Origin of the sequence: Psychromonas sp. MB-3u-54 (assembly GCF_002836415.1) — a bacterium.
GTDB lineage: Bacteria > Pseudomonadota > Gammaproteobacteria > Enterobacterales > Psychromonadaceae > Psychromonas.
Genome location: NZ_PJBP01000186.1, coordinates 44,382 through 70,198 on the forward strand (window position 1 = coordinate 44,382; position 25,817 = coordinate 70,198).

Sequence of the window (25,817 nt, forward strand, 5' to 3'; positions counted from 1 at the left end):
TTAATCGCGCTTGCTTGAGTAACCGATATTTAGGCTTAGGCATACAGAAGCTCTCTTTTACTGTTCATTTTGAGATCAATATTAATGTGTTTTGATGTGTCGGCATCAAATAAATGCAGATGTTTCTGGTCGATATCAAGTCCGAGGATATCTCCAATTTCAATTTTACTGTGTCCTTCAGCACGCACAACCAGACTTTGAGCGGTTTCATCCATTGTTTTATGGTAAAGCGTTTTACAGTAAAGCAGAAGATCGGCCCCTAACGATTCGACAAGCTCAACTTCGACTTCAAACCAGGGCATTTTTTCAACAATGTTGATATGTTCGGGGCGAAGCCCTAATTTTATATCACCCGGTTTTAAAGATTGAGTATCGATGGGGGATAATGAATAACCCAGTTGAAGACCTTCCTTGGTCACCTTTGCATCGAGAATATTCATTGCCGGTGAGCCGATGAAGGTCGCCACAAACACCGAAGCCGGATTGTCGTAAATCTCCAGTGGTGTGCCCACTTGCTCGACTGTACCTTGATTAAGCACCACCAGTTTGTCGGCAAGGGTCATGGCTTCGACCTGATCGTGTGTGACGTACACCGAAGTGGTTGCGAGTCTGCGTTGCAGTTTCTTGATCTGCAGTCTCATTTGAACTCTTAATTTAGCATCCAGATTAGAAAGCGGCTCATCAAACAGGAATATTTTTGGCTTACGCACAATCGCCCGCCCCATCGCAACACGTTGCCTTTGTCCTCCGGAGAGTTGTTTTGGTTTTCTCTCAAGCAGATGTTCTATCTCTAACATTTCAGCGGTGTCATTGACGATGCGCTGAATGTCCGCTTTTGGTGTTTTACGGTTACGCAGTCCATAGGCCATATTGTTATAAACAGACATATGAGGATAAAGCGCGTAGTTTTGAAATACCATCGCAATATCTCGTTCGCTTGGCTCGAGATTATTAACCAGGCAATCATCTATTTTAAGATTACCCGAGGTGATTTCTTCAAGCCCGGCAATCATTCGCAGTAAGGTCGATTTCCCGCAACCGCTTGGCCCAACAAGGACAACCATTTCACCCTCTTCGATATTCAAACTGAGTTTATGAACAGCTTGATAACCATTTGGATAGGATTTTGTAATATTTGAAAGTGTTAAGGTTGACATTTATTTCTCCGAATCTACAAGGCCTTTAACAAAGGCTTTCTGCATAGCAATAACCACAATAACAGGCGGCAGCATGGCTATAATGGTGGTGGCCATAATTTTATTCCATTCAATCAGACCATCAACGACACCGAGCATCTGTTTAATGCCCATCACTATGGTGTAGTACTGAACATCTGTGGTGATCAGCAGCGGCCATAAATACTGATTCCAGCCATAAATAAAAGTAATAACAAAGAGTGCTGCGATATTAGTCCGAGAAAGCGGCAACAATATATCAATAAAAAATCGAATAGGGCCGGCACCATCAATGCGCGCTGCCTCGAACAATTCTTTAGGGACGGTTAAAAAGAACTGCCTGAATAAAAAGGTAGCGGTTGCACTGGCAATCAGGGGAATGGTCAATCCTGAGAATGAATTAAGCATATTTAAGTTGGTAATAACCTCAAAGGTCGGGATTATACGCACTTCAACGGGTAGCATCAGAGTGAAGAAAATAATCCAAAAGGCGAACATACGGCCCGGAAACCGGAAAAAAACCACCGCGTAAGCCGACATAATTGAAATCGTCAGCTTGCCCACGGTAATACACAGCGCCATCACCATGGAATTAAACAGCATCTGGGTGATTGGCAGTTGTGAATTATTAAACGTACTTTGGTTGCTGAGCAGATCGGAAAACACGCTAAATCCGAGATCCCCAAACCAAAGCGGTGTACCCGTTGCAAAGGCGGTGTTTTCGTGGGTGGTAGCAACCAATGCTACCCACACGGGGAAAGCAATTGAAAGAATGCCAAGAATTAAAATAATATGGCAAAACAGCGAAAAGAGGGGTCTTCGTTCTACCATTAGTAGGCTACCTTTTTTTCTATGTATTTAAATTGGAATACGGTTAAGAGCGCCACCATTATCATTAAAATGACCGATTGAGCAGCTGAGGAGCCTAAATTCAGCCCGATAAAACCATCGTTATAGACTTTATATACCAACGTCGAAGTACTTCTGCCGGGTCCTCCCTGAGTCATTGCATGAATAATCCCAAAGGTATCGAAAAACGCATAGACAAAATTAATCACTAGTAGGAAAAAGCTGGTGGGTGAAATCAACGGAAAGCTGATAGTGATAAAGCGTTTTACCGGGCCACTGCCGTCAATGGCCGCCGCTTCATGCAGCGATTTTGGAACAGATTGTAATGCGGCAAGGAAAAATAAAAAGTTGTAACTGATTTGTTTCCAGGTCGATGTGATAATCACCATCCACATAGCATGTGCGCTGTTGAGTGTCGGATTCCAGTTAACCCCGAACCATTGTAATAGTTCTGCCACAACGCCTATGGTGGGATCAAATAAAAACAACCAGAGCGATCCGGCCACAAGGGGCGCAACGGCATAGGGCCAAATAAGAAAGGTACGGTAAAACATTGAACCTCGAACGATATGTTCGGCAAAGGCCGATAATATCAAGGCACTGATCATTGCCAGAAAAGCGACACTGATGCTAAATTTAAGAGTAGTGAATAAGGAATTAAGATAATTACTGTCGTTATACAGGTGGATAAAATTTTCCAGACCGACAAATTCATGGTTCAACCCAAAGGGGTCCTCCAGCTGAAATGACTGGAAAATGGCTTGCCCGGCAGGCCAAAGAAAAAATACCGCAGTAATCAACAGTTGCGGGCTGATAAGTGCAACGGGTAACCATTTATTTTTAAATACAGCTTGCGATGACATAGATGTTCCACAGTTTTATGGTCATGTTGATAGTGATGTTTATAGTTAGGAAGTAAAATATCGCCATTCTGTTAATAAAAATGGCGATAAAATATTAAGCTATCTGTTACTGAGTACGTTCAAAGCGTCGCAACTGCTCATTACCAAGACGCACAGCATTATTCAGTGCGGCTTGAGCTGATTGATCGCCAGACCAGACTGATTCTAACTCTTCATTGATAATGTCACGTGTCTGCAGGAAATTGCCAAAACGAATTCCCTTGGAATTAACAGTAGGCTTGGTTGACGTCATTTGAATAACCGCCGTTTCCGTACCAGGATGCGTTTTATAGAATCCCTGCTGCTGGGTCAGCGTGTGCGCCTGCTTAGTAATGGGTAAATATCCGGTAAACTGATGCCAATCTGCTTGCACCTTCGGACTTGACAGGTAAGTGAAAAATTCAGCCACTCCTTTATATTGTTCGCTTGAATGCCCGCGTAAGACCCATAATGAAGCACCACCAATAATCGTATTTTGTGGTGTTGAAATAAGCGTGTCTTCAAAAGGAAGTTCGGCAACACCTACGTCTATATCTTTCATATTTTCTTGAATACCCGCAAGGCCCGCCGATGAGCCCATGGTCATTGCACATTCCTGCGTGTAGAACAACGGCATACCTTTGGATTGACGGCCACCGTATTTAAATATTCCAGATTCTGACCATTTGGCCATTTGTGCTATATGCGCCACAAAAGGCGCGCTATTGAATTTAAATTTCGTGTCTAAGCCATCAAATCCATTGTTGTTATCCGCAAGCGCAATATTGTTGCGGGCACCAAAGTTTTCGATTTGTGTCCAGGACTGCCATGTGGTACTAAAACCGCATTGGGCACCCGATGCTAATAACTTAACAGAGACATCTTCCATCTCTTGCCATGTTTTGGGTGCTGATTTAATACCTGCTTTTTTAAACATGGCTTTGTTGTAATACAGAACAGGGGTCGAACTATTAAACGGCATGGACAACATTTTCCCGTCATTTGTGGTGTAATAGCCGGTCACTGCAGATAAATAATTGTCGGGATTAAAAGACTCATTCGTCGCTTTCATCAATTCATGAATGGGATAAATGGCTTGCTCTGCTCCCATCATAGTCGCGGTGCCTACTTCAAAGACTTGCACAATAGCAGGTTGCTGCTGGGCTCGAAATGCGGCAATAGCACTGGTCATTGTCTCAGCGTAGCTGCCTTTATAAACGGGTTTTATTTCATAGTCGGATTGGCTTTTATTAAAATCAGCAGCAATTTCATTTACTTTTTGGCCTAAATTTCCGCCCATTGCATGCCACCACTCAACCTCGGTTGTCGCATGAACTTGCGCACTCAAGAATGTTGCCGCTACCGCCAACCCAGTGAGGTGTTTAACAGACATATAATTTCCTTTCTCATATTAAGTTATTATTTAAAGGAGCAGTGTGCTTATTTGTCCACCCTCCACTGATTTAATGTTCATTTGAAGAATAAAGAAAGTTGATTACACTTCAATGACACTTTAATGACGCTTTATTGAACTTAACTGAACGTATTTTATGTTCGCAATGATGTTCAGGTGAAATAAAACGGTCATAAAGTTTTGTTAGGGTTTATGTTAAATTAATTAATTATTGGAAGAATAATGAAAATAACCGCGCATCGAGGAGGTTCCAGTCTGGCGCCGGAAAATACCCTGGCAGCTTTTAATAAGGCCGCTGAACTGGGTTGTGAGTGGATTGAAATTGATGTCCAGCTGAGTCTGGATAAGGTGCCCGTTGTTATTCATGATAAAACGGTTGAGCGCTGTACCGATGGCATTGGTGCTGTGTCAACCATGACCTTAGAGAGCCTTAAATCACTGGATGCCGGATTATGGTTTGGAGAAGAATTTCGAGATGAACGTATTCCGACGCTTAAAGAAACGCTCTTATTAGCAAAAAATAAGCACCTCAAAGTGAATGTTGAGATAAAACTCTATCCGCAAGATAATCTTGCTCTGCTTTGTGAAAAAATTAAAAAAGTCATTATTGATGTGGATGTGGAAGCATCTCAAATGTTATTTTCCAGCTTTAATATAGCGGCATTAAAATACATGCAATACCATCAACCTCAAATTCATCGGGGTCTACTGGTAGAAACAATTCCTGCTAATGCGCTATTGTTATTAGCGGAAATTGAAGCTTATAGCCTGCACTGCAATTACGTTTTTTTGAAGGAACAACAAGCACAATGGATAAAAAAAAGGGGTTACCAACTTTACTGCTACACCCCCAATTCACCTCAGCAGGTTAGTCTGCATTGGGATTGGGGAGTCGACATGATGATCACCGATGTGCCACAAGCCTATATCAAGACGATAAATTTAAATTAATCAACTTTAATTAATAAACAAGGCAGGAACCTCACACTAGCCATGCAGAAACTCAGTCTTCGTCAACAGACAATAATAGATATGATTCATCATCAAGAGTATTACTCTATTGATGAACTCGCTCAATATTTTAATGTCACTGCACAAACTACCCGCCGGGATATCAATCAACTCTGTGCGGTAGGACTCGCCTGTCGCCATCACGGTGGTGTTGGTTTACCCGTCACCCTGGCTAACCGAAGCTATGTTTCCCGAAAAGTGACCAATCAAGCGGAAAAGCAGCAGATTGCAGAATCTGTTGTAGCTGCGATCCCTAATGGTTGTACATTATTTCTGGGGATAGGCACCACGATAGCCTGTATCGCAGAAAAATTGCTCAATCATAGCGAGCTTAGAGTCGTGACCAATAATTTTGAAGCCGCTCATCTGTTATCACAATACGATAATATCGAAACCTGGATTCCGGGAGGGCGGATTCGCACTAATGATAGAGATGTCGTGGGTGACAGCATTGGCGCGTTTTATGGTCAGTTTATTGCCGACATTGGCATTATCAGTTGTGCATCAATCAATCCTATCGAAAAACCCATCGCATTAAACAGTTTGGCAGTAAAATCCGAGGGTGGAATGCAGGAAGTTGCCTTTGAATATGAACTGGGCGAAGCCATTGTCAGCCAGGCCATTATTTCGGGTTCAAGGAAAAAGTGGCTGGTGGCAAACAGTGCTAAACGGCAACGTAAAGCCAATGCTAAAGTTGCCCCTCTCGGTCATTTTGATCGCGTATTTGGTGGTATTACAGATTCAAATTGATAGGGCTTGTGGCCAAAATAGTTGGCGTACAGAGACTTAGGTTTTTATATGCCGCCTTAATTATGAGAGTGACATAAACAATTAAACGATTTAAATGGGTATTTCAATCGTTTAATTAAGCTCGTAGGGTGCGCTCAGCGCACCGATTTCCGCTGCATAGAATGCACCTGCCGATAACATAATACCCATTCCATTAATTAACATTCAATCTATTGAACAAAGTGTTTGCTCTCTAGATCACTGATAAAAATATTCCACCCCGACTGGATTTATTAATAGCAAAAGAAATAATTAAATGATCACATTATAAAAAAGTAATTAATCTTTAACTTATTGATTTTAAATTATATTTATATTTATATTAAGATCTTATTTTTTTGGGGGTGTAAGCCACATCTGAAACCGCAAAATATATTAATGCACTTAGCTTTATGGGCACTATATTTTACGCCAAATACACTGCGCAGATAGAGTGATTGTGCATTTTATAATCCTGCAGCAAAAATAGCTGGACAGCTCGCGATTCTAATTGACCAAATACTAATCCGCTTTTTTATTTTATTCGGTTAGAAAAATGAGTTAGAGTTAGAAAAATGGGTGGCATGGTTAGTCTGCATGGTTAGCCTTTAGTTGTTGAAGTTAAAAGAGCGGGTTTACCCCCACGGCAAGATCACTATAAAATTAACAACTAATTTTATAGTGATCTTGCCGTGGGCTTTGTTCGTATTAGTTCTATTGCCGTACCCTTCAGGTTAGGAATGCAGTATCGTTTACATAACAATTTTGTTTAAAAGGCCGCCATGTTGCTAGAAAACCACACCATATATGCAAAGCGATTGATTGTATCGTTGCTACTAATCACTAGTCTGGCAGTCACCTACGGGTCATTTTATTTCACTCAGATTAATTCTGAGAAAAATATCCAAGCTTATTTTGATTTCAGAGTGAGAGAAGCGGTTTCGCTCATTGAGATAAGAATCAAGGCTTATGAACAAGTGTTGCGCGGAACAGGGGGGCTGTTCAATGCATCAAAGACAGTTGAGCGAGAAGAGTTCAAACGCTATATATCTTCGCTTAATCTGGCAGAAAATTTTCCCGGCATACAGGGTGTAGGATATTCCATTATTATACCATCTACATTGATAAATAATCATATAGAGGCGATACGAAGTGAAGGTTTCCCTGCTTACTCAATCTACCCCGAAGGCGAGCGTGATATCTTTTCATCAATCATTTATCTTGAACCTTTCTCACAGCGTAATTTACGGGCATTCGGATATGACATGTTCTCAGAGCCAATGCGTCATAAGGCCATGCAGAAGGCAATTGATAATGACGCTATGTCACTTAGTGGAAAAGTTAGGTTAGTTCAGGAATCTGGCGCTAATGATCAAAGCGGATTTTTAATGTATCTGCCGGTTTATGAAAATGGCAAACCGCATACTTTACTTGCTGATAGGCAGGAGAACATTATTGGTTGGGTGTATGCAGTTTTTCGAATGAATGACTTTATTAGCGGCGTTCATGGGGAGCAAGCTGAGGACTTGGATGTTGAAATTTTTGATGGTGATATCATATCAGACGAAACACTAATGTTTGACTCATATGGTCCGTTTTCATTGAATAAACAGTTCGATAATATTAGTTATAAAATCAATCAGATTAATGTCGTAAATCATATTTGGACAGTTCGTATCCGTCCTTCGTCTTTATTTGATTCGCGCGTCAATAAGAGCTGGCCACTTTTTGTCGGAGTGATTGGTACTATTGCTAGCTTCACCATATCATTCATATTTTGGCTCTTACTGACAGGTCGAGAGCGTGCGATAAAAGCTGCAACAAACATGAATATGAAACTGATAAAAGAACAGTGGAGATTGAGTTGTATTATTGAGGGAACGCATGCTGAAACATGGGAATGGAACATTCAAAGTGGAGATGTATTTTTTAATGAGTACTGTGCTGAAATTATTGGCTATAAACTGAGTGAACTTGAGCCGATCACGATTAAAACGTGGCATAAAAATATACATCCTGATGATTTACAAAAATCAGCTGATTTATTGACAAAACATTTTGCAGGTGAACTACCTAACTACGAGTGTGAAATTCGTATGCTGCATAAAGATGGATCATGGGTGTGGATATTGGCTAAGGGCAAAGTAGCATCATGGACAGATGACGGTAATCCATTATTGATGTTTGGTCTTCTTCAGGAAATTAACCAGATGAAATTGACTGAGAAAGCGTTGCGGCATCAATCGCAACATGATGCGCTGACTGGCCTACCAAACCGAATGCTATTAACAGATAGAATACAACAGGCGCAATTTATTGCATCACGAAATAACAAAAAGCTGGCTTTAATGTTCATTGACCTAGACAAATTCAAGCCCGTTAACGATGAGCAAGGTCACCATGCAGGAGATTTTATCTTAATCAAAGTCGCTCAGCGTATTAAGAGCTGTCTACGTGACTCGGATACTGTGGCGCGTGTAGGTGGCGACGAATTTATTGTGTTGTTGCCCACAATCGAAAGAGAGCAAGATGCATCTGGAGCCGCAGAAAAGATTCTCGATGTGCTCAATACGCCTTTCGAATTTGCAGAACAAAGTTTGAGCATAACGTCGAGTATAGGCATTGCTTTCTTTCCTGAGCATGGCAACGATGGTAGTACTCTTATAAAGAATGCCGACACAGCCATGTATTGCGCAAAGGGTGACGGTCGAAATAATGTGAAAATTTATCAACCCAATTGATAAAGATTTCTCCAAAATATAAAGTCAATTTATATGCTGGTATGTATTCTATCTTGCTGTTTTATAAGCTTAGTAAGGTGTAATCTTTGTCATTATATTCATAATTAAAATGTGTATTAGTAAGATTTAACTTGATATTCCCACGTTCAACATAGAAGTGCACCACTTATATTTAACTTAGCTATTTAAAGCTATTTAGCTATTTAACTTAGCCACCCATCATCATTGGCGAATATTTAAGCACTGGTCTATTATTTAGTTACCTTTGTTTACTTGCTATTTAACTTAGCCACCCATCATTATTGGCGAATATTTCACTATTTAACTTAGCCACCCATCATCATTGGCGAATATTTAAGCACTGGTCTATTATTTAGTTACCTTTGTTTACTTGCAGGTAATAAATGATGGCCAGACCAAGACAAACGATAGTGAGCTTAGATGACACGTCTTACTATCACTGCTGCTCACGTGTTGTACGTAAAGCATTTTTATGTGGCATTGATAGTACGACAGGTGAAAACTATGAACATCGTCGAGAGTGGGTTGACGCTCGCATTCTAGATCTTGCGACTATCTTTGCGATTGATATCTGTGCCTATGCAGTGATGAGTAATCACTTGCATATTGTCCTTAAAGTGAATGCCGATAAAGCCAATAGCTGGTCTGATAAAACAGTGCTTGTTCAATGGCATAAAGGCTTTAAAGGCACGTTACTGACGCAGAAATTTGTTAAAGGTGAAGACCTTAATAGGCTTGAGCTTGAAACTGTTCATAACTGCATTACTGAATATCGTCATCGCTTAATTGATCTTAGCTGGTTTATGCGATCACTCAGTGAGCCGATTGCCAGGCAGGCCAATAAAGAAGACAACTGTACCGGCCGATTCTGGGAAGGCCGTTTTAAATCCCAGGCATTACTTGATGAAGCCGCAATACTCGCTTGTATGGCGTATGTTGATTTAAACCCCATTCGCGCCAAAATGGCGACAAGCCCTGAAACCTCCGATTACACCAGCATCCAGCGAAGAATTCACTCGGCCATAAAAGGTGAACAGCCCGCAGAATTACTGCCCTTTGTAGGTGATGAATGCCTGAATATGCCTGACGGGGTGATGTTCAGTGTGAAGGATTACATTGTGCTTGTTGAAGATACTGCTCGAATTATACGAGAAGATAAGCGCGGTGCCATCAGTTCAAGCAGTCAAGGTATCCTCAATAGACTTAATATTCCTGCAGAGAACTGGCTTAAAATCACGATTGAATTTGGTCATTTATTTAAAGGGGCGGTGGGTGCCTTACCGGCATTAACCGAATACTGTGAACATTTAGACCGAAAGCGACGCCACGGCGCAGCAAACTGCCAACGCTGGTTGTGTGCTTAAAGCTCAATTTTTCAACTACCTGTAAGTCATTTTCTGCTTGATTGATATCAAGCTTCTTCTACTGGTTTAAAGCAGCCAACTTCCTCATATTTCACAATCTAAAGCCCAGTTTATTAAAATAAGTTCAATTGATGCGTATGAATGGTCATAAAATGCTATCGAAATACATGCTGAAAGAGGCTGTGTTATTTTTTAGAAAAATGGGTGGCATGGTTAGCAGCAGGTGGCATGGTTAGCAGCAGGTGGCATGGTTAGCAGCATGGTTAGCAGGCACCAAAAGCATTAATTAAGTGATCAGATTGACCCACTCCCTTTGGCATAGTTTTTTCACCTCTTCTCCCTAATGTCGGTTAGAAAAGTGGGTGGCATGGTTAGCCGTTTCCTTTTGAAATCTATAATGAAATATGTGGTGCACTTCCAAGTTGAACGTGGGCTAGTCGTTTCCCTACAGACTTAGCTGAGCTTCTGGCTGAAATGTTGCATCAGTTAAAAAATCAGATCTATTCCTGAAGCCAAACGCCTTGTATAATAGGATGCACGGTAATGATTACGTTGCCGTGCATTGGGAGAATAAACCCTCGTGATTTTCCACCTTACCGTTGATAATCCAAAACAACCAATAGCGCAGTTACTATTATTGCGATGATGTTTGGATCAATTCACACTCACTTCTGTGACAGATGATAGTTTATCGAGGACTTTCAAGTCTTAATGGTGCTTGTCTCTATCGCTATATACTTCGCAGTTAAATCGTACCCATCACTATTTCTCTTTTATCATTTACAGGATTTTTATGACACCAGCTGCAACGTTACCTAGCCAACTGAATACTACCGCCATTTTGCTGGTATTAGCATTAGGCACCTTTATTTTGGGATTATCGGAGTTCTCGATGATGCCAATGCTGCCCTTAATCAGCGAAACATTTGCCTCAACCCCGTCACAAAGCGGTTATGCCATTAGTGCTTACGCGATAGGGGTTGTTGTCGGGGCGCCGATTTTAATGCTGACAACAGCCAACATGAAAAAACGCCATGCCTTGGTAATATTTCTAACATTAATGTTTATCGCCAATGGCTTAAGTGCCATGGCAACCTCACTTGAGCAGCTGATTGTGTTTCGTTTTTTAAGTGGACTGCCCCATGGCGCTTACTTTGGCGCTGCCATATTATTAGCCGCCGATATTGCCCCACAAGATAAACGCGCCAGCTATATATCCAAAGTGTTTATGGGCTTAACCATTGCGACTATCGTCGGGGTGCCTATCGTGACATTAGTCGGGCAAAATTTAAGCTGGCGCTATTGTTTAGCGGGTGCATCTGCTCTCGCCTTAGTGGCACTGGTGTGCGTATATGTGGTGGTCCCTAAAATAGAAAACAGCCAGCCGTCAAATTTAATCAATGAATTTGGCGTGTTGAAAAATAAATTGGTCTGGTCCATTCTAGGCATTGTGATTATTGGCTTTGGCGGCGTATTTTGTATTTACACTTATATTGCCGACACCATTTTAGTGGTCACCGAAACACCGGCATACACAATTTCAATCGCGATGGTGATGTTTGGTATTGGTTGTACATTAGGTAACTACGTATTAGGAAAAGCAGCCGATCGTGCGGCTTTAAACACTACCGGCATAGCCTTAATATCTATGATTATATTTTCCCTCGCCTACGTCAGTGCCAGCCATAACATTTGGTTATTGTATGCTGTAATTTTCTTTATTGGTTGCAGTTTGGGCTTAGCCACCTTAATTCAAACCTTGCTGATGGATGTATCACCAAACGGCCACGCAATGATAGGTGCTTTGGTGCAATGTGCATTTAACATTGCCAATGCCATCGGGCCTTGGGTGGGAGGCATGGTTATCGCACAAGGTGTATTACCCAACGAGACGGGTTATGTTGCGGCGGTACTATTTACTGGCGGCTTAATAATGTGGCTGTTAAGTTATCTGCAAATGAATAATAAAAATGCGCAATTGGAGCAGTGCCCAGCGTGATCAGATTGTCGATGACATACCCTATGACATTGCGCTTAATGGACCCATTACGTACATGGGTCACATTTTGTTTTTGCCTTTTTAAATTCAAACTCATACCAAAAGCATTAATTAAGTGATCAGATTGACCCACTCCCTTTGGCATCGTTTTTTCACCTCTTCTCCCTAATGTCGGTTAGAAAAGTGGGTGGCATGGTTAGCCGTCTGGTTAGCCGTTTGATGTGGGTTAAAAAAGTGGGTGGCATGGTTAGCCGTTTGATTTTGAATAGTAAATCGGATAATGCATTTCGTATGATGTTATCGGTAGGGTGCATTCTATGCACCGCAGGCAGCGATAATCGGTGCAGCGAATAAGCGACAGCTTAGTATCTGAGCAGACACCCTACGAGCTATGCGTTTATTGTCATCGTGCGTGCTAGTTGACGTTCAAATAAGACCGCCATTAAATTTATGATCAATTTTAAATAATAAATCGGATCACTTTATTAATGCGTTTGGTATTACGTCATTTCAGGATGTAGATTTGGCTGTCCTGAATTATTTTTGTGGGGTCTTTGTATGATTGCCGGGTGAGCGCCTTGTGCCACTCACCCGCTAGATCGATTTACACTTTCGTGAGGATGCGATCGCGATACCGGTTCAGCTCTGTCAGCTTGGCTGTTGCGGCTTCTTTACGGTTGAAAGAGATGTCTTCAATTTTGTCCGCCGCGACATCGAGGTAGGACTTCAGTTCGTCACCTGTCAGATATTTCCCGCTCAGCTGGTTCAACTTGCTCCAGCCGTCCTTGAAGTTATCGATGAACTTGGCCGACACAACCTCGACCGCTTGCCATTCTGCGGTTTGCGTGATGAAGAAATCATTCGTATTCCGCTTAATTCGCCCAGTGAAGCTCTTCGTGAGATGGTCTCGATCAATGGCTTTCTGGATCGTCTCCGATTGCTCGCGTGAGCTTTCCATGATTTGTTGCATGAAGTCGGCGAAGGATTTGAAGAAAAATGATATTTCGATGATGATTTCACGCATACGTTTCAGCGCCTTGAGGCTCAGGCTCAGTGACTTGATAGCCAGTTGGATGGTTTCATCTTCGGTCCGTTGCCCTTTTAGCAGCGCGTTGATCTTCACAAGCTCGGCCGCTTGAGTGCGTTTTTCCGTTTCATAGGCTTCGATCTTTACCAGCATCTTCATTTGAAGATCACGCAGGTTCGTGGCCTGTTGTTCCTGCTTATCGGCCATTTTTATCATGTTTTCATCCAGGGACTTCAGCGATGCGTTCAGCGCGTTCAGCGAATTTGTTGCAGCAGCAATCGTGTCATTCTTTTCCTTTATTTTAACATTATTGTCTTCGATCCTCTTGTCGACGCCGGCCAAGTGAGCTGCCTTAGTTTCGGCATCGGTTCCCTCGTCGTCTTCGATCCTTGCCTTCTCAGCCGCTAATTCCTTGGCCTTTTTCATTAGCTCGTCTTTCTCGCGCTCAGCAGTGCCTTTTTCCGCACGTTTGTCAGCGATGTCCTTTTTGGATTCGATTACTTTCGCTGTGTTGTCGCTGTCGGTGGTAGCGGTTACAGAGTTTATAATTTGCCGAGCCGAGCCGACTGCTGAGGCTGCAATCAGCGATGTTCCACCAGTTGCTACGCCTGTGACGCCAGCGACTATCGCCGGCGCTGCTGCGATAATATCGCGTCGCGCATTGCTGGCTTCTTGGGCTATCGCCGGAATCATGGAGGAAACCATCTGAGCACCTACGCTGACGATTGACATGATGAAGGCGCGCTTTTCGGCAGTTTCGGCCTGCGATTTGTATTCGTTCGCCATCCCTTCGTACTTGCTGATATCGTCCTTAAGATCTTTAACTAGGCTTTTCAGCTTGGCGCGGTCGGCGTTGTTTTTGGTGATCTCTTTTTCGATATCTTTTTTGTTCTTCAACCGGGCCGCTAGGGCCTGTTCGCTTTGGTTCGTGGTCTTGGTCGTGTCGTCAATGATCTTATCATAGGTTTTGGCGATCTCTGTCAGTTCCTTGCTGATCCGTTCGGCGCGACTTTTGATTTCGTTGGCTAGGTCAAACAGGTCCTCGCCAATGAAGTCCTTTAGGTCTTGGTTGTTGTCGCTGTCGCGTGCTTCTTCCCAGTCACCAAACAATTCGCGCAGTGACTTGAGGATGCGTCCTGCATCGGTGGTGGCCCCGCGCATTTTCAGTTCGCTCTCTTGCTGCGCCACAATCAAACGGGTCATCAGGTGGTCGATACCGACCCGAATTTTTCCTTCTTCCTGCGGCGTCGTGTTGTATGCGATATAGAGCAGGTCGATGGCGTTGTCGGTGTCTTCTTTGGATCTTGAGACATTATATGTCCCTTCGATATTTCGGATGTAGTCCTCGACCAGCGGGTGATTAAAGCCATCGGGCAAGGTAATGGACTTGCCTTCCAAGATTTTTTCGACCTGCGAGTCAATACGTTTTTTGACGTCAAATTCCACACTTACGATTTGGTTTTCGGTAGACATTGTATATTTCTCCTAATGTGACTGTAAAAAAAGGAACTAATTTTCGCAGAGGCGCTCGCCGTTCGGGAGTTGCAGCCCGTTTCTCTCAATCACCCCCCGTGCTTTAACCAGCAGAGCATCAAGGTCCGCGGATTCGCGGAGTAAGCGGTGGACAACAGATCGGCGGGCGGAGCTTGGGTCCAGAGCTTCGAACTCAGTAAACGCATCCTGAAACGTGCCGAGTTTAACGGAGTAATCCTGTTTGACCGTGCGAATCTCGGACAAGGACGCTTTGATCACTTTGATTTCTGCTTCGGCTGCTGCAATATCCTGTTTGTGTTGATCCGATGTGTGCTGGTTATTTTGGAACCGCTCTGCAGCCTGACTTTGTCGGATTTGGGCTGCTCTAAGTTGCTGATCCAACGTCCCAGCCTTGATATTGGCGGCCTGCCTGTCGGCAGAAAATCTGCGCAAGTCGCCGTTCAGTCCGGCAAGTTCGCCAGCGATGTCGCACACGAACCCAAAGATCCAGGCCTTGCGTTTGCAGTCATCTAGGGCGGCCTGTCTTGCTTGGATTTGGGCTTCGATGTTGCTTATCTTGCTTTGCAGTTTATCCATCTCCTGCCGAGCTGCCTCAAACTCGCGATTAAATTCTTCGGCTTCTGACTTTGCCTGTGCCAGTTCGCTGGACAGCATCTGTTCCTGCTGGTGCAAGTCGCCTGCGGTTTTTTGTAGTTGGCTGCTGCGGACCTGCAAGCTTGTGTCCTTCTTTTCGTAGCACTGCACTCTGGTGCCGAGTGCGGAGTACACATCCTGTGCCTTGACTAGCTGTGCTTTAAGCGTGTCGATCTCGGATGGGGCCAGTGTTTGGGCCATAGCGGGCAGAGCCAGGGCGGTCACAAGAAAAAGCACGATGGTACAAAAAGGTTTCCAGAATCTTAATAAACTCAGCATCTTAATGTTTTCCTAATTTGTTCATGCTTTGTTTTTAACTTCTAACAGTGCATTAGTCTGCATTTTTACTAATACACATTTAAATTTTTTATTGCTAAATATTAGACCAGAATAAGCAATAAAAAAGTGGGATGGCATATATAATTATTTGTAAATTGAGTATTTATCTTGGGGAAATGAGGAATTTACATTTATAGAGATCTCTATCGATGCAAACTACAATAAAATAATTATTTATTGTCAACATGTTAACGTATTAAGAATATGGACATTGTGCATAACGTATTCATATAATGTGCAAAAAAAGTGGCAAAACCGCCTCTTATTGAATCAATACGTACCGAATTAAGAACATGGCACTATATATCCCCTCGCTCGAAAATTCCCGATTGGTACATAGTTGTAGCTAAGTGAATTTGGTCACTGTTTTGTTGTTTTGTTGTTTTGTAAGTCGATGTAAAGGGCGTTTGTGAATTGGCTTACTGAGGCAGAATAGGTATATATAACCACAGGCACCTATGCATATTCCTGTTTTATTATTGGTCAATTTGACCAAGTAACTAGCCTATTTTAAAAAATTAATACGCCCGGGTCTTTGCTGAGTTTTATTAAATAAAACCTTCAGCAGTATCAATGGCACTTCGAGCCTCAATGAACGTGCAGCCAGTCTCTGCCATTAACCGATTGACTGTCATTGCAGGGTTAGATTTCATTATCAACGTTAAATTAAAGGTTGGTTTTGGTAGCGCTTTATCAATGGCTTCCGCAATCCACAATGCTTTTTTCTGCCGTAATTTATCACTTATCTCAACAAACTGACTTTGGCTGCCCATTAGTAACCAATTTTTCGAACGACGGATACGCTTTAAGCTCAGCATTTTTTATTTTACTGAAATAGCATATTGATACCAAACACATTCAATTTATGATCAGTTGCTTCAAAGGAAAAATTGACACTCGTAAGCAGTAGTGATGATTATTGAATAATAAATCGGATCACTTTATTAATGTTTTTGGTATTAGCTTCTTACGCTCGTCTGGGAGAAATGAGAGGATGTAAATTTGAGGCAGAAAAAACACGCTAGAAAGGCTGCAGTGTTGAAAAATTAAAAAAATAAATATTAATCAGTTTAGAGGCCATAACTTAGGACTCAAACAAGACAATACATTGCTGTATTGTCTTGTTTGAGAATAACAGCTAGCCGTTAATTAAATGCCAGCATCATTCGGTAATGATAGTGCTCCTTATTTAAAAGAAACTCCTGATGCACACTCGGACTCCAGGAATCATCGCCGCCTACGCCCATATGAAAAGCATCTAAACGGACATAAAGCTGCTGGTCTTTAATAAGCTCATTAGCGTGTTTAGCCTGTGCAATATTCATCTGACTATAGCGACTTACCGCTAAATGAAAATCACCGGATACGCTTAAATCGCCGACTGTTGCATCCTTTACATCACAACGTAAACCGTTTTCAGACGGGAAAATATAAGGTGTATGCATTTCGTCAATAGAGCAGCAATGGCGAGCAACGTGTGCAGATAAAATCCTATCGGGGTAATTTTCATGGGGGCCGCGACCAAACCAATTAACTGCTTTTTCACTATCAGGTAGAATCAATTCCAGCCCGATTCGCGGCAGGGGTGGCAGTGATTTAGCAAGATTAACGTTAACATCAATCTGTACTTCTCCCTGATTATTGATGGTGTATTGCCAGTGACTGGCAATTAATAGCTTATTCTCAACGTAGTGACCAAACTCCACTTTAACAAGCACACTCTGGGCCAATGTAATGGCCTCTATCGCGATACAATGAGATACCAGGCGCGCTATTCCGGCCTTGTCCCATTGTGTCACCCACGCATTTGGATCAATGCAGTCAGCTTCACTGGTACCTATATCATTATCCAGAGGCGCACGGAAAAAGTTATCTTTGGGTCCCTGTAAAAGCTTATTTTCACCGCGCACTAACCATTGATTGATCACACCTTACTGTTTGTCTATTTCAAGCTCAAATTCTGCGCCTGCAATGGTGATCTTTTCTTTGTCTTCGCTCAGTCTCGGCGCGCTCGAATCAATCAAGGGCACATTCGTCAATTGTGCGATTGATGCTAATGCAACTTGCTCGGTGGCAACGACCATGAATCCTACAAAACAACTATTCGTAACTGGTTGGTTACGTCATCACCCGATGTGGTTTCCTGGTACGCGGGTAATCGCATGAAAACCTTCGTTGATCGCGGCCTTTTTGAAGATGTCAGTGATATCTGGAAAAAGAATGACCTTCAGGCTGATTTTACCTCTGCTGCGGCTGCGATGACCGTTGACGGTAAATAATATGGTGTGCCATATACTTATTACCAATGGGGTATGTACTACCGCAAAGATCTCTTCCAAAAGTACGATATTGCTGAGCCTAAAACATGGGACGAGCTAAAATCCGCTGCGGCAACATTGAAGAAAAATGAAATTGCACCCTTTACTATTGGTAGTAAATTCCTATGGACAACGGCGGGTTGGTTTGATTACCTCAACTTGCGTACCAATGGTCTAGATTTCCATATTAAATTAATGGAAGGTAAAATTGCTTATACCGATCCGCGGGTTAAAAAGACCTTTGAGAATTGGAAAGAGTTAGTGGAGCCGGGTTATTATCTGGAAAACCACGCCGCTTATTCTTGGCAGGAAGCACAACCGTTTTTGTATAACGGTGAAGCAGCTATGTACTTGATTGGTAACTTTATTACTCCAAGTTTCCCTGAAGAGCTTGACGGTAAAATGGGATTCTTCCAGTTCCCATCTATCGATGCATCCGTTCCTATGGCAGAAGATGCACCAATGGATACAATACATATCCCATCTAAAGCCACGAATAAAGTTGATGCGCGTAAGTTCCTTGAATTTGTTGCACGTGCAGAAAATCAGGAACTTATCAACAAAAAAATATTGCAAATTCCAACCAACAATAAAGCGGCTGTTAAAGATAATGAGTTCTTACAAACCGGCGTGAAAATGTTGAATGCAGCAGCGGGTACCGCACAATTCTATGATCGTGATACAGATCCTGCGATGGCTAAAGCGGGTATGAAAGGATTCCAAGAATTTATGGTTCACCCTGAGCGCCTTGATAAGATACTTGAGCAACTAGAAAAAGTTCGTCAGAGAGTATTTAAATAATCTGTTAGCACTTTAGTAAGTGATGAGCTTAACGTAAGTTTAAGTTCATCACTTTTTTACTACTGCCTTCAGCTTACAGCTTACAGCTTACAGCTTACAGCTTACAGCTTACAGCTTACAGCTTACAGCTTACAGCTTACAGCTTACAGCTTACAGCTTACAGCTTACAGCTTACAGCTTACAGCTTACAGCTTACCGCCGACAGCCCATCGCCCGTAATTCGCAGCTCGCCGCTCATTGCTCATTGCTCGTAACTCATCACTCGCAGCTCACCCCCTAATCGACCAATTCTATGTCTAAACTCGACAACAAACTCAATGCTTCATACCGGGAAAATTTAGCTTTCGATATTTTATTTTCTAACACATCTATATTGAAATTGGATGATTCGCTAAAGTCTACATTTTGCAAATTAGTATGCATAAATAAACTGTTCGTAAAATCACAGTAAGTCATTGATGAATTTGAAAAATCACCGTCTCTTAGGTCGACTTCATGTAACTTACATTCCTCAAGTTTTAATTCATTCAAGGTCAAACCAAAAAATGATGAGTCGTTGAGAATGCATTTGCTAAATTTAAGTTCAGAATCCAGATGGAATGACGGCCAATATGCCATTGTCCAATCAACACCAAGCAGTTTACTTTCAATAAAACGCACTTCAAAGAAATGCGATTGAGGGACCTTTATCAAACTTAGATTGCAACGATTAAACGAACAATTAAGAAACTTGCATCGCACAAATACAGCCGATGAGAAATCACAGTCATTAAACTCACAGTCTTCAAATTCTGAGCCGAAAATTTCTAAAGACAACAGTACCTGTTTATCAAAAGATTCATCTAAATACTGCTCATTACTTTCTATTTTTACCACTGAAACCTCTGTTCGCTTAACCGCTTTATAAACATCATTATGCACGAAAATCTGCGCTACCTATCTTATAAAAATTAATCATAACAAACTCTATTTAACCACACTAAATCAAAGCGATAAATTAATGCGTGTACCTGTCTCTCTCTGCTATCATCCTAGGACTTTTTCTAATTATTGAGTTTTATTGTGCATCCAGTTTCTCCTAGCCGTTCTATTTTATCTTCTGCTATTTTAATCCTCGGCATTTTATTTATCGCCGCTAATCTACGTGGGCCAATAACAGGTATTGGACCAGTACTTGATCAAATTATTGATAGCTTTGCATTAAGCGCCCCTCAAGCGGGTATGCTAACCACGTTGCCATTACTCGCATTTGCTATCGCCTCACCAATGGCAACGAGCTTAGCCAAAAAGCAAGGCCTTGAGATATCACTGTTTGTTGCATTAGTGCTGATTGGTTTAGGGCTGAGTTCTAGGCTGATAGATTCTGTCGTTGTGCTTTATATTGGTACTGCCGTCATTGGGGTTGGAATTGCCATTGGTAATGTATTGTTACCGAGTTTAATTAAGCGTGATTTTCCGCATAAAGTCGCGCTCATGACCTCTGCCTATGTACTCGCTATGGGGATTTTTGCCGGTAGCTATTCTGCTTTACTTATTCCTTTAGCCGCTTATAAAGAGTTAGGTTGGCAAATTGCCTTAGCCAGTTACGGATTAGTAACGCTGATAAGTCTCCTTATTTGGTTGCCGCAATTAAGGTTACATACCAAACCAACTAGGGATCTTACTCAGCCGCACACCCAAGGTAAAATTTGGCATCATGCTTTGGCATGGCATATTACTTTGTGCTTGGGTCTTAACTCATTTTTCACTTATGTGATGATTGCCTGGTTACCTAATATATTAATGGAGGGCGGCCACAGTGCACAGCAAGCTGGCATGCTGCATGGTGCATTTCAACTTGCCTCCGCAGTGCCCGGAATTGTCCTTATTCCGCTATTAGCCAAATTAAAAGATCAACGTTTACTTGCTCTGGCATTGGCATTAATCGGGTGCTTTTGTTCATTAGGGTTACTGTATTTACCCAATTATGCTTTTATATGGTCAATCACTTTAGGCTTTTGTGCCGGGGCAATTTTTATTTTAGGACTGTCATATATCAGTTTACGCACACATCACTCAGGGCAAGCCGCATCGCTTTCGGGTATGGCGCAGTGTGTAGGTTACTTGCTTGCTGCTATCGGCCCCATGTTTGCAGGATCTTTGCATACTCACTTTGAAAGCTGGGCCCCTGTACTGTGGTTATGTGCTTTAGCAAGTCTGCTCTGTGGTGTGTTTGGTTATTTAGGCGGGCGTAACATTACTTTAAGTACAAATGCTTAAATCCACTTAAAGAAGATCATGATGATCAGGTCTTTTATTTTTAACAGTCAAAGACTCACAATGACGATATCATCAAAGCTTATCAATCAGGTGGTTACACAATGAAAGCTATTGACGACTATTTTAAAATGGCTCTGTTCCAGAATAATGTTGTCGCATTTTTATCTATGTTTAACTCTTTGTAGATGTTGAAATTATAGTTACTTAGAAGTTTTTATAACATCTTGTAATTTATAGGATTACAAGGTCGACAACAGTAAAATGGAACAGAGCCTTTAAAATACATTATTCATCAGTAAGTTATATTATCGCGGCGAGTAAAAAAAAAGAAAATGCAAGACTTGAACCCACCGCCGGAACTTCCCTTTATATATAACGCTAAGCTCAGTTTGCGGAGTCAGATTGCCGCTTCTTGTTAGACGTTTTTAAACTGATTTAAAAATTAAGAAACAGGTTTCTCGAAACACATTACGGCTGATGTATCCGTTTTATTATCCGTTGTATATTCCGATACATAAATTAGCTTCCAACCATCATACTTTTTAAGAGCAGCATTAGTGTCTTCATTATCACCTGTGGAGTAATTGACACAACGAGTCATCATATTAGAGCCTTCAGTACCAGATTCTCTTACTTGTGAACTAATATTAGCGCCAGCACAACCAGTCAAAAAAAGAGCGACACCTAAACTTGCGAATAATTTCATTTCATTTCCTTATGTAATACACCCTGTAATAAAACTTCAGGCCGCGGATGCTAAAAAACCTAAAGTAACATAACAATGTATTAGCCTGCATTCTCACTAATACACATTTAAAATTTTATTTGTTGATAAGAATTATATAATAACATACTTATAAAACAGTTAGATAGACACGAAACATGATTGTAAGTTGATATTGTTGAGATGAAGAACTTATATTTACAGAGCTATCTATAAATGCAGTCCATAATAATTTAAGTTTTTATTTTCAATAAGTTAAAGCGTTAATAATGTGTAACTTTTGCATCAAATCATATAATGCAAAATAAAAGACCTGATCTGAATGGTACATTTATTTTAATGTGATGATTTAAAAGAATATAAGGTATGGATGTCCAGTCTTTTCGGTCCAGTCTTTTTGCCGCGAGAAGATAAGCGTGCTGCCATTAGTTCAAGCAGTGAAGGTATCCTCAATAGACTTAACATTCCCGCAGACAACGGGCTTAAAATTACTCGCGAATTTAGTCATTTACTTAAAGGGGCGGTGGGTGCCTTACCGGCATTAACTGCATACTGTGAGCATTTAGACCGAAAGCGACGCCACGGTGCAGCAAACTGCCAACGCTGGCTGTGCGCTTAAAGCTTAATTCTTCAACTATCTGTAAGTCATTCCTCGCTTGATTGATATCAAGCTTCTGCTATGGGTTTAAAACGACCAGACTCCTCATATTTCACAATCTAAAGCCGCATAAATTGAAAGATTTTCAATTTATGCGTTTGAATAACTATAAAAGACTGCCGCAATGAATGTTGAAAGAACCTATGTTATTGGTTAGAGAAATGGGAGGCATTGTTGTTTGCATTGTTGCTTGATGTCATGAGGGGGCAGTGTGGTTAGAGAAATGGGAGGCATTGTTGTTTGCATTGTTGCTTGATGTCATGAGGGGGCAGTGAAAAATGAAAGATCTGACCCCATCCCTGATGGGTGACCCCAGCACCCATAGGTTGCTTATTACCATCTTTATCTTCGATAATGGCCACATATTTCACACAATAAAATATGTGGCCATGCTATATTTTCTACGTTAGAACAACATTTATTATGTCGCAATAATAATTAAAATATTTCTGCTTAAGCTCTATTTAACAATAGGATACGTTGGGTAAAACACCCCACACATCTGCTGTGCAATCCGAACGACCTGATGACTATAACCAAACTCATTATCATACCAAACATATAAATTAACACGTTTATCACTGGTAATCGTTGCTTGTGCATCGACAATACCTGCATGTGAGTTACCAACGAAATCGGTTGATACAACCTCTGAAGAGTTAACCCAATCGATTTGCTTTTGAACTGAAGAGTACAAAGACATTTTACGAAGGAAAGCATTAACACCCTCAGTCGTAATATCACTTTTTAGGTTCAAAGATAGGATTGCCATAGATACATTTGGTGTAGGAACACGAATAGAGTTACCCGTTAGTAAACCTTCCATTTCAGGAAATGCTTTAGCAACGGCAGAAGCAGCACCTGTTTCTGTAATGACCATATTCAATGCAGCGGCACGACCACGTCGATCACCTTCGTGATAGTTATCAATTAAGTTTTGATCGTTAGTATAAGAGTGGATCGTTTCTACGTGACCATTAATAATACCGTATTCGTTATCGATCATTTTCAATATTGGCGTAATAGCATTAGTCGTACAAGAAGCTGCTGATAATATAGTATCCGTATCTTCAATCACGTTATTATTAATACCGTAAACAATGTTCTTAATATCCCCCTTACCTGGAGCTGTCAATAATACACGAGAAACCCCTTTTGCTTGCAAATGACGTTCTAGACCAGCTTGATCACGCCAGATACCGGTATTATCAATAACTAATGCGTTTTCAATGCCAAATGCTTCATAATCAGTATTTTCGGGGGCATCTGAATAGATAACCTGAATGTAATTACCGTTAGCAATAATCGCATTCTTTTCTTTGTCTATCGATATAGTTCCTCGGAAAGAGCCGTGGATAGAATCCCGACGCAATAGACTTGCACGCTTCTCAAGATCATTTCCTTTACCTTTACGAACCACAATTGCACGTAAACGTAAACCATTACCACCGCCTGATCTTTCAATAATAAGGCGTGCTAACAAACGACCAATACGGCCAAAACCATAAAGTACTACATCACGATTTTCTTTCGTCGCAGGGCTATTTTGACCAAGCGCATCATTAAGCTCTTTATTCAAGAAAGCCTCAAGATCACTACCATTCATTTCGTTACGGAATTTAACCGCAAGCTTACCCACATCAACGTGAGCGCGATCTAGATCCATCGACATCATTGCATTAATGATTGGAAACGTCTCTAGTACAGAAAGCTCCTGGTCTTCCATATGACGAACAAAGCGATGGGCTTTCAATAGGTCAATAACAGAACGATTTATAATTGGGCGACCGTATATAGAGGTCACAATGTTCTTTTTACGGTACAAAGCGCCAATCATTGGAATCATAGTTTCTACTGTTGATTCACGATCTGACCAATCTTGCATACAGGTATTAGAAATAACTTGGTTCATGCGTCTACCTTTCATTTTTAACAATATTTTACGGCAAAGAGCTATATAACTACCTACCATATTAAAATTAGGTGTAAATTATGCATGTTTGGTTCGCTTTGACAAAGTAAAACCTTAAATTCACTAGTAAAAGTGAGACAGCGGAAAGGTTAAAGTGCCATTAAGAGCTGACTCCACAGCCATTTATCAATTGATTATCATTTTACCGAGCGGCTTTATTTATATCTGGTATTTTTGAAATGGTTAAGAGGGATGATAATAACGACACTCAAATAATATAGAGCTACCATCATTTTTATTGAACGAACAATAGAGGCGATAGTAATGTGCCTCAGGTGATATGTCTAAGTTCATTTTACGAACTCAATCAACTAAATTTCTCGGGTCATGTCATGAGGGTCAGTGCAAAATGAAAGATCTGACCCCATCCCTGCTATTGTGGACACCTATGGTTGCTACTCAAATAAATTGGGTCAGGTTGATAAGATCACAACTATGCTATATTGAGGCAGGCTGCTGGCAAATATGGGCAGTCCGTTGGATTGAACTCTATCTTTTTTAAAAGGAAAATACGCTATGAACTTACTCAGAATTACATTTCCCATTATTTTCTCCATGTTGCTACTCGCCATCTCTGGCACATCTGCGGCGGACGACAACGTAAGTAGCGCGACGCGCACTATGGCAGAATCTATGATCAATCTGCAGCATTATGCCAGCGAAGCTGACATAGATCAGTTGAAAAAAGTGGCTGCCGAGGACACTACTACTGCCGATGAGAAAACTATTGCACAGGCACTGTTGAATTTTAAACACAAGGCCGCCGACACGGATAAACCCAATCTGAAAGCGATTACAAAAGATGTAACTGCACCTGCTGCAGTTAAAAGCCTAGCGAGCATTTTGCTGAGTCTAAATCATCACGCTACCGACGCAGATGCCGCAAAGTTGAAACAAATCACAAAGTAGTTCATACCGGCGCAATAACTAGCTGGTAATAGATGGACGGTAATAGATGGACAGCCATCTAATTGACTAAATATTAATCTGCTTCTATATTTTTTCAGACACTGTTTTGAATGATTAGGAGCTCATTATGACGCAATCTCGTGCAACACAAGTTTCCCTGGTTGATACCCTTACTATGTTAATAACATCCCTGTTATTAACTTCTTCGAAGCCAGCTGAAGCTGTTCATAAGTGCCATTCAGACCAGACCCCACAGCCCTTTCTGGCATTCAATAAAAATAGATAACCAACTGATATAATTGAGTTATCAATTGTATCATGACCAAGCTCGCCTAAAGAAAAGTAATACCATCAATTTAGACCTCTCCAAAAAATACTATTTACTATAAAAAGAAGCAACGTTCGACCGGGCTTGTTCAACACCCGAATAAGATGTCGGCTGCGCGACAGCTATTCTTGT

General features: G+C 41.4%; 21 protein-coding genes and 1 pseudogene. 10 read left to right on the forward strand and 12 right to left on the reverse strand.

Annotated elements, in window-relative coordinates; genetic code table 11:
* Positions 1–35: 35 nt before the first annotated feature.
* The 4 genes from CXF72_RS19095 to ugpB all read right to left on the reverse strand — a co-directional run bounded on the left by CXF72_RS19095 (position 36) and on the right by ugpB (position 4,298).
* Positions 36–1,157, reverse strand: a complete 1,122-nt coding sequence (locus CXF72_RS19095) for a sn-glycerol-3-phosphate import ATP-binding protein UgpC (protein WP_101041404.1) — start codon at positions 1,155–1,157, stop codon at positions 36–38.
* Positions 1,158–2,006, reverse strand: a complete 849-nt coding sequence (ugpE, locus tag CXF72_RS19100; protein WP_101041406.1) for a sn-glycerol-3-phosphate ABC transporter permease UgpE — start codon at positions 2,004–2,006, stop codon at positions 1,158–1,160.
* The gene (ugpA, locus tag CXF72_RS19105; protein WP_101041407.1) at positions 2,006–2,887 is read right to left on the reverse strand and encodes a sn-glycerol-3-phosphate ABC transporter permease UgpA; all 882 of its coding nucleotides are present in this window, start codon (positions 2,885–2,887) and stop codon (positions 2,006–2,008) included. The genes ugpE and ugpA overlap by 1 nt, the downstream gene beginning before the upstream one ends.
* A gap of 106 nt (positions 2,888–2,993) precedes the next feature.
* Positions 2,994–4,298 (reverse strand): sn-glycerol-3-phosphate ABC transporter substrate-binding protein UgpB, encoded by a 1,305-nt coding sequence (ugpB, locus tag CXF72_RS19110; protein ID WP_101041409.1) that lies wholly within the window; start codon positions 4,296–4,298, stop codon positions 2,994–2,996.
* 243 nt (positions 4,299–4,541) lie between these two features.
* On the opposite strand from ugpB, the gene CXF72_RS19115 reads away from it, so the two are divergent.
* The 5 genes from CXF72_RS19115 to CXF72_RS19135 all read left to right on the forward strand — a co-directional run bounded on the left by CXF72_RS19115 (position 4,542) and on the right by CXF72_RS19135 (position 12,223).
* Positions 4,542–5,270: a glycerophosphoryl diester phosphodiesterase gene (locus CXF72_RS19115; protein ID WP_101041411.1), complete on the forward strand. Its 729-nt coding sequence runs from the start codon at positions 4,542–4,544 to the stop codon at positions 5,268–5,270.
* 42 nt (positions 5,271–5,312) lie between these two features.
* Positions 5,313–6,080 carry a DeoR/GlpR family DNA-binding transcription regulator gene (locus tag CXF72_RS19120; RefSeq protein WP_101041413.1) on the forward strand — a complete coding sequence of 256 codons (768 nt, stop codon included), beginning with the start codon at positions 5,313–5,315 and terminating at the stop codon, positions 6,078–6,080.
* An 800-nt stretch (positions 6,081–6,880) separates the two neighbouring features.
* Positions 6,881–8,839 carry a CHASE domain-containing protein gene (locus CXF72_RS19125; protein WP_101041415.1) on the forward strand — a complete coding sequence of 653 codons (1,959 nt, stop codon included), beginning with the start codon at positions 6,881–6,883 and terminating at the stop codon, positions 8,837–8,839.
* Between the two features lie 407 nt (positions 8,840–9,246).
* Positions 9,247–10,224 (forward strand): transposase, encoded by a 978-nt coding sequence (locus CXF72_RS19130; protein ID WP_198552678.1) that lies wholly within the window; start codon positions 9,247–9,249, stop codon positions 10,222–10,224.
* A gap of 793 nt (positions 10,225–11,017) precedes the next feature.
* Positions 11,018–12,223 carry an MFS transporter gene (locus CXF72_RS19135; RefSeq protein WP_101041419.1) on the forward strand — a complete coding sequence of 402 codons (1,206 nt, stop codon included), beginning with the start codon at positions 11,018–11,020 and terminating at the stop codon, positions 12,221–12,223.
* A gap of 604 nt (positions 12,224–12,827) precedes the next feature.
* On the opposite strand, the gene CXF72_RS19140 is transcribed toward CXF72_RS19135, so the two are convergent.
* From CXF72_RS19140 to CXF72_RS19950, 5 genes are all read right to left on the reverse strand, one after another.
* The gene (locus CXF72_RS19140; RefSeq protein ID WP_101041421.1) at positions 12,828–14,723 is read right to left on the reverse strand and encodes a tyrosyl-tRNA deacylase; all 1,896 of its coding nucleotides are present in this window, start codon (positions 14,721–14,723) and stop codon (positions 12,828–12,830) included.
* A 36-nt stretch (positions 14,724–14,759) separates the two neighbouring features.
* Positions 14,760–15,656, reverse strand: coding sequence for a hypothetical protein (locus CXF72_RS19145; protein WP_101041423.1), 897 nt, complete (start codon positions 15,654–15,656; stop codon positions 14,760–14,762).
* A gap of 608 nt (positions 15,657–16,264) precedes the next feature.
* Positions 16,265–16,534, reverse strand: coding sequence for a ribosome recycling factor family protein (locus CXF72_RS19150; protein ID WP_101041425.1), 270 nt, complete (start codon positions 16,532–16,534; stop codon positions 16,265–16,267).
* A 327-nt stretch (positions 16,535–16,861) separates the two neighbouring features.
* Positions 16,862–17,644: a hypothetical protein gene (locus CXF72_RS19155; RefSeq protein ID WP_232785034.1), complete on the reverse strand. Its 783-nt coding sequence runs from the start codon at positions 17,642–17,644 to the stop codon at positions 16,862–16,864.
* Positions 17,645–17,647: 3 nt separating this feature from the next.
* Entirely contained in the window at positions 17,648–17,800 is a 153-nt protein-coding gene (locus CXF72_RS19950; RefSeq protein ID WP_232785035.1) for a hypothetical protein, read from the reverse strand.
* Positions 17,801–18,001: 201 nt separating this feature from the next.
* Between CXF72_RS19950 and CXF72_RS19160 the strand changes: the two genes are divergently transcribed.
* Positions 18,002–18,835, forward strand: a complete 834-nt coding sequence (locus tag CXF72_RS19160) for an ABC transporter substrate-binding protein (protein ID WP_232785036.1) — start codon at positions 18,002–18,004, stop codon at positions 18,833–18,835.
* A gap of 276 nt (positions 18,836–19,111) precedes the next feature.
* Here CXF72_RS19160 and CXF72_RS19165 read toward each other — a convergent pair whose 3' ends face one another.
* The gene (locus CXF72_RS19165) at positions 19,112–19,756 is read right to left on the reverse strand and encodes a pentapeptide repeat-containing protein (RefSeq protein WP_232785037.1); all 645 of its coding nucleotides are present in this window, start codon (positions 19,754–19,756) and stop codon (positions 19,112–19,114) included.
* 141 nt (positions 19,757–19,897) lie between these two features.
* On the opposite strand from CXF72_RS19165, the gene CXF72_RS19170 reads away from it, so the two are divergent.
* Positions 19,898–21,094: an MFS transporter gene (locus tag CXF72_RS19170; protein ID WP_101041433.1), complete on the forward strand. Its 1,197-nt coding sequence runs from the start codon at positions 19,898–19,900 to the stop codon at positions 21,092–21,094.
* 442 nt (positions 21,095–21,536) lie between these two features.
* Here CXF72_RS19170 and CXF72_RS19175 read toward each other — a convergent pair whose 3' ends face one another.
* Entirely contained in the window at positions 21,537–21,800 is a 264-nt protein-coding gene (locus CXF72_RS19175) for a hypothetical protein (RefSeq protein WP_101041427.1), read from the reverse strand.
* A gap of 421 nt (positions 21,801–22,221) precedes the next feature.
* Between CXF72_RS19175 and CXF72_RS19180 the strand changes: the two are divergent.
* A pseudogene (locus CXF72_RS19180) lies at positions 22,222–22,437 on the forward strand (transposase); the annotation flags it as partial.
* 499 nt (positions 22,438–22,936) lie between these two features.
* On the opposite strand, the gene CXF72_RS19185 reads toward CXF72_RS19180, so the two are convergent.
* Positions 22,937–24,388, reverse strand: coding sequence for a glyceraldehyde-3-phosphate dehydrogenase (locus CXF72_RS19185; RefSeq protein WP_232785038.1), 1,452 nt, complete (start codon positions 24,386–24,388; stop codon positions 22,937–22,939).
* Positions 24,389–24,964: 576 nt separating this feature from the next.
* Here CXF72_RS19185 and CXF72_RS19190 point away from each other — a divergent pair.
* Positions 24,965–25,357, forward strand: coding sequence for a hypothetical protein (locus CXF72_RS19190; RefSeq protein WP_101041429.1), 393 nt, complete (start codon positions 24,965–24,967; stop codon positions 25,355–25,357).
* 127 nt (positions 25,358–25,484) lie between these two features.
* Positions 25,485–25,643, forward strand: a complete 159-nt coding sequence (locus tag CXF72_RS19485; protein ID WP_157823301.1) for a hypothetical protein — start codon at positions 25,485–25,487, stop codon at positions 25,641–25,643.
* Positions 25,644–25,817: the final 174 nt, after the last annotated feature.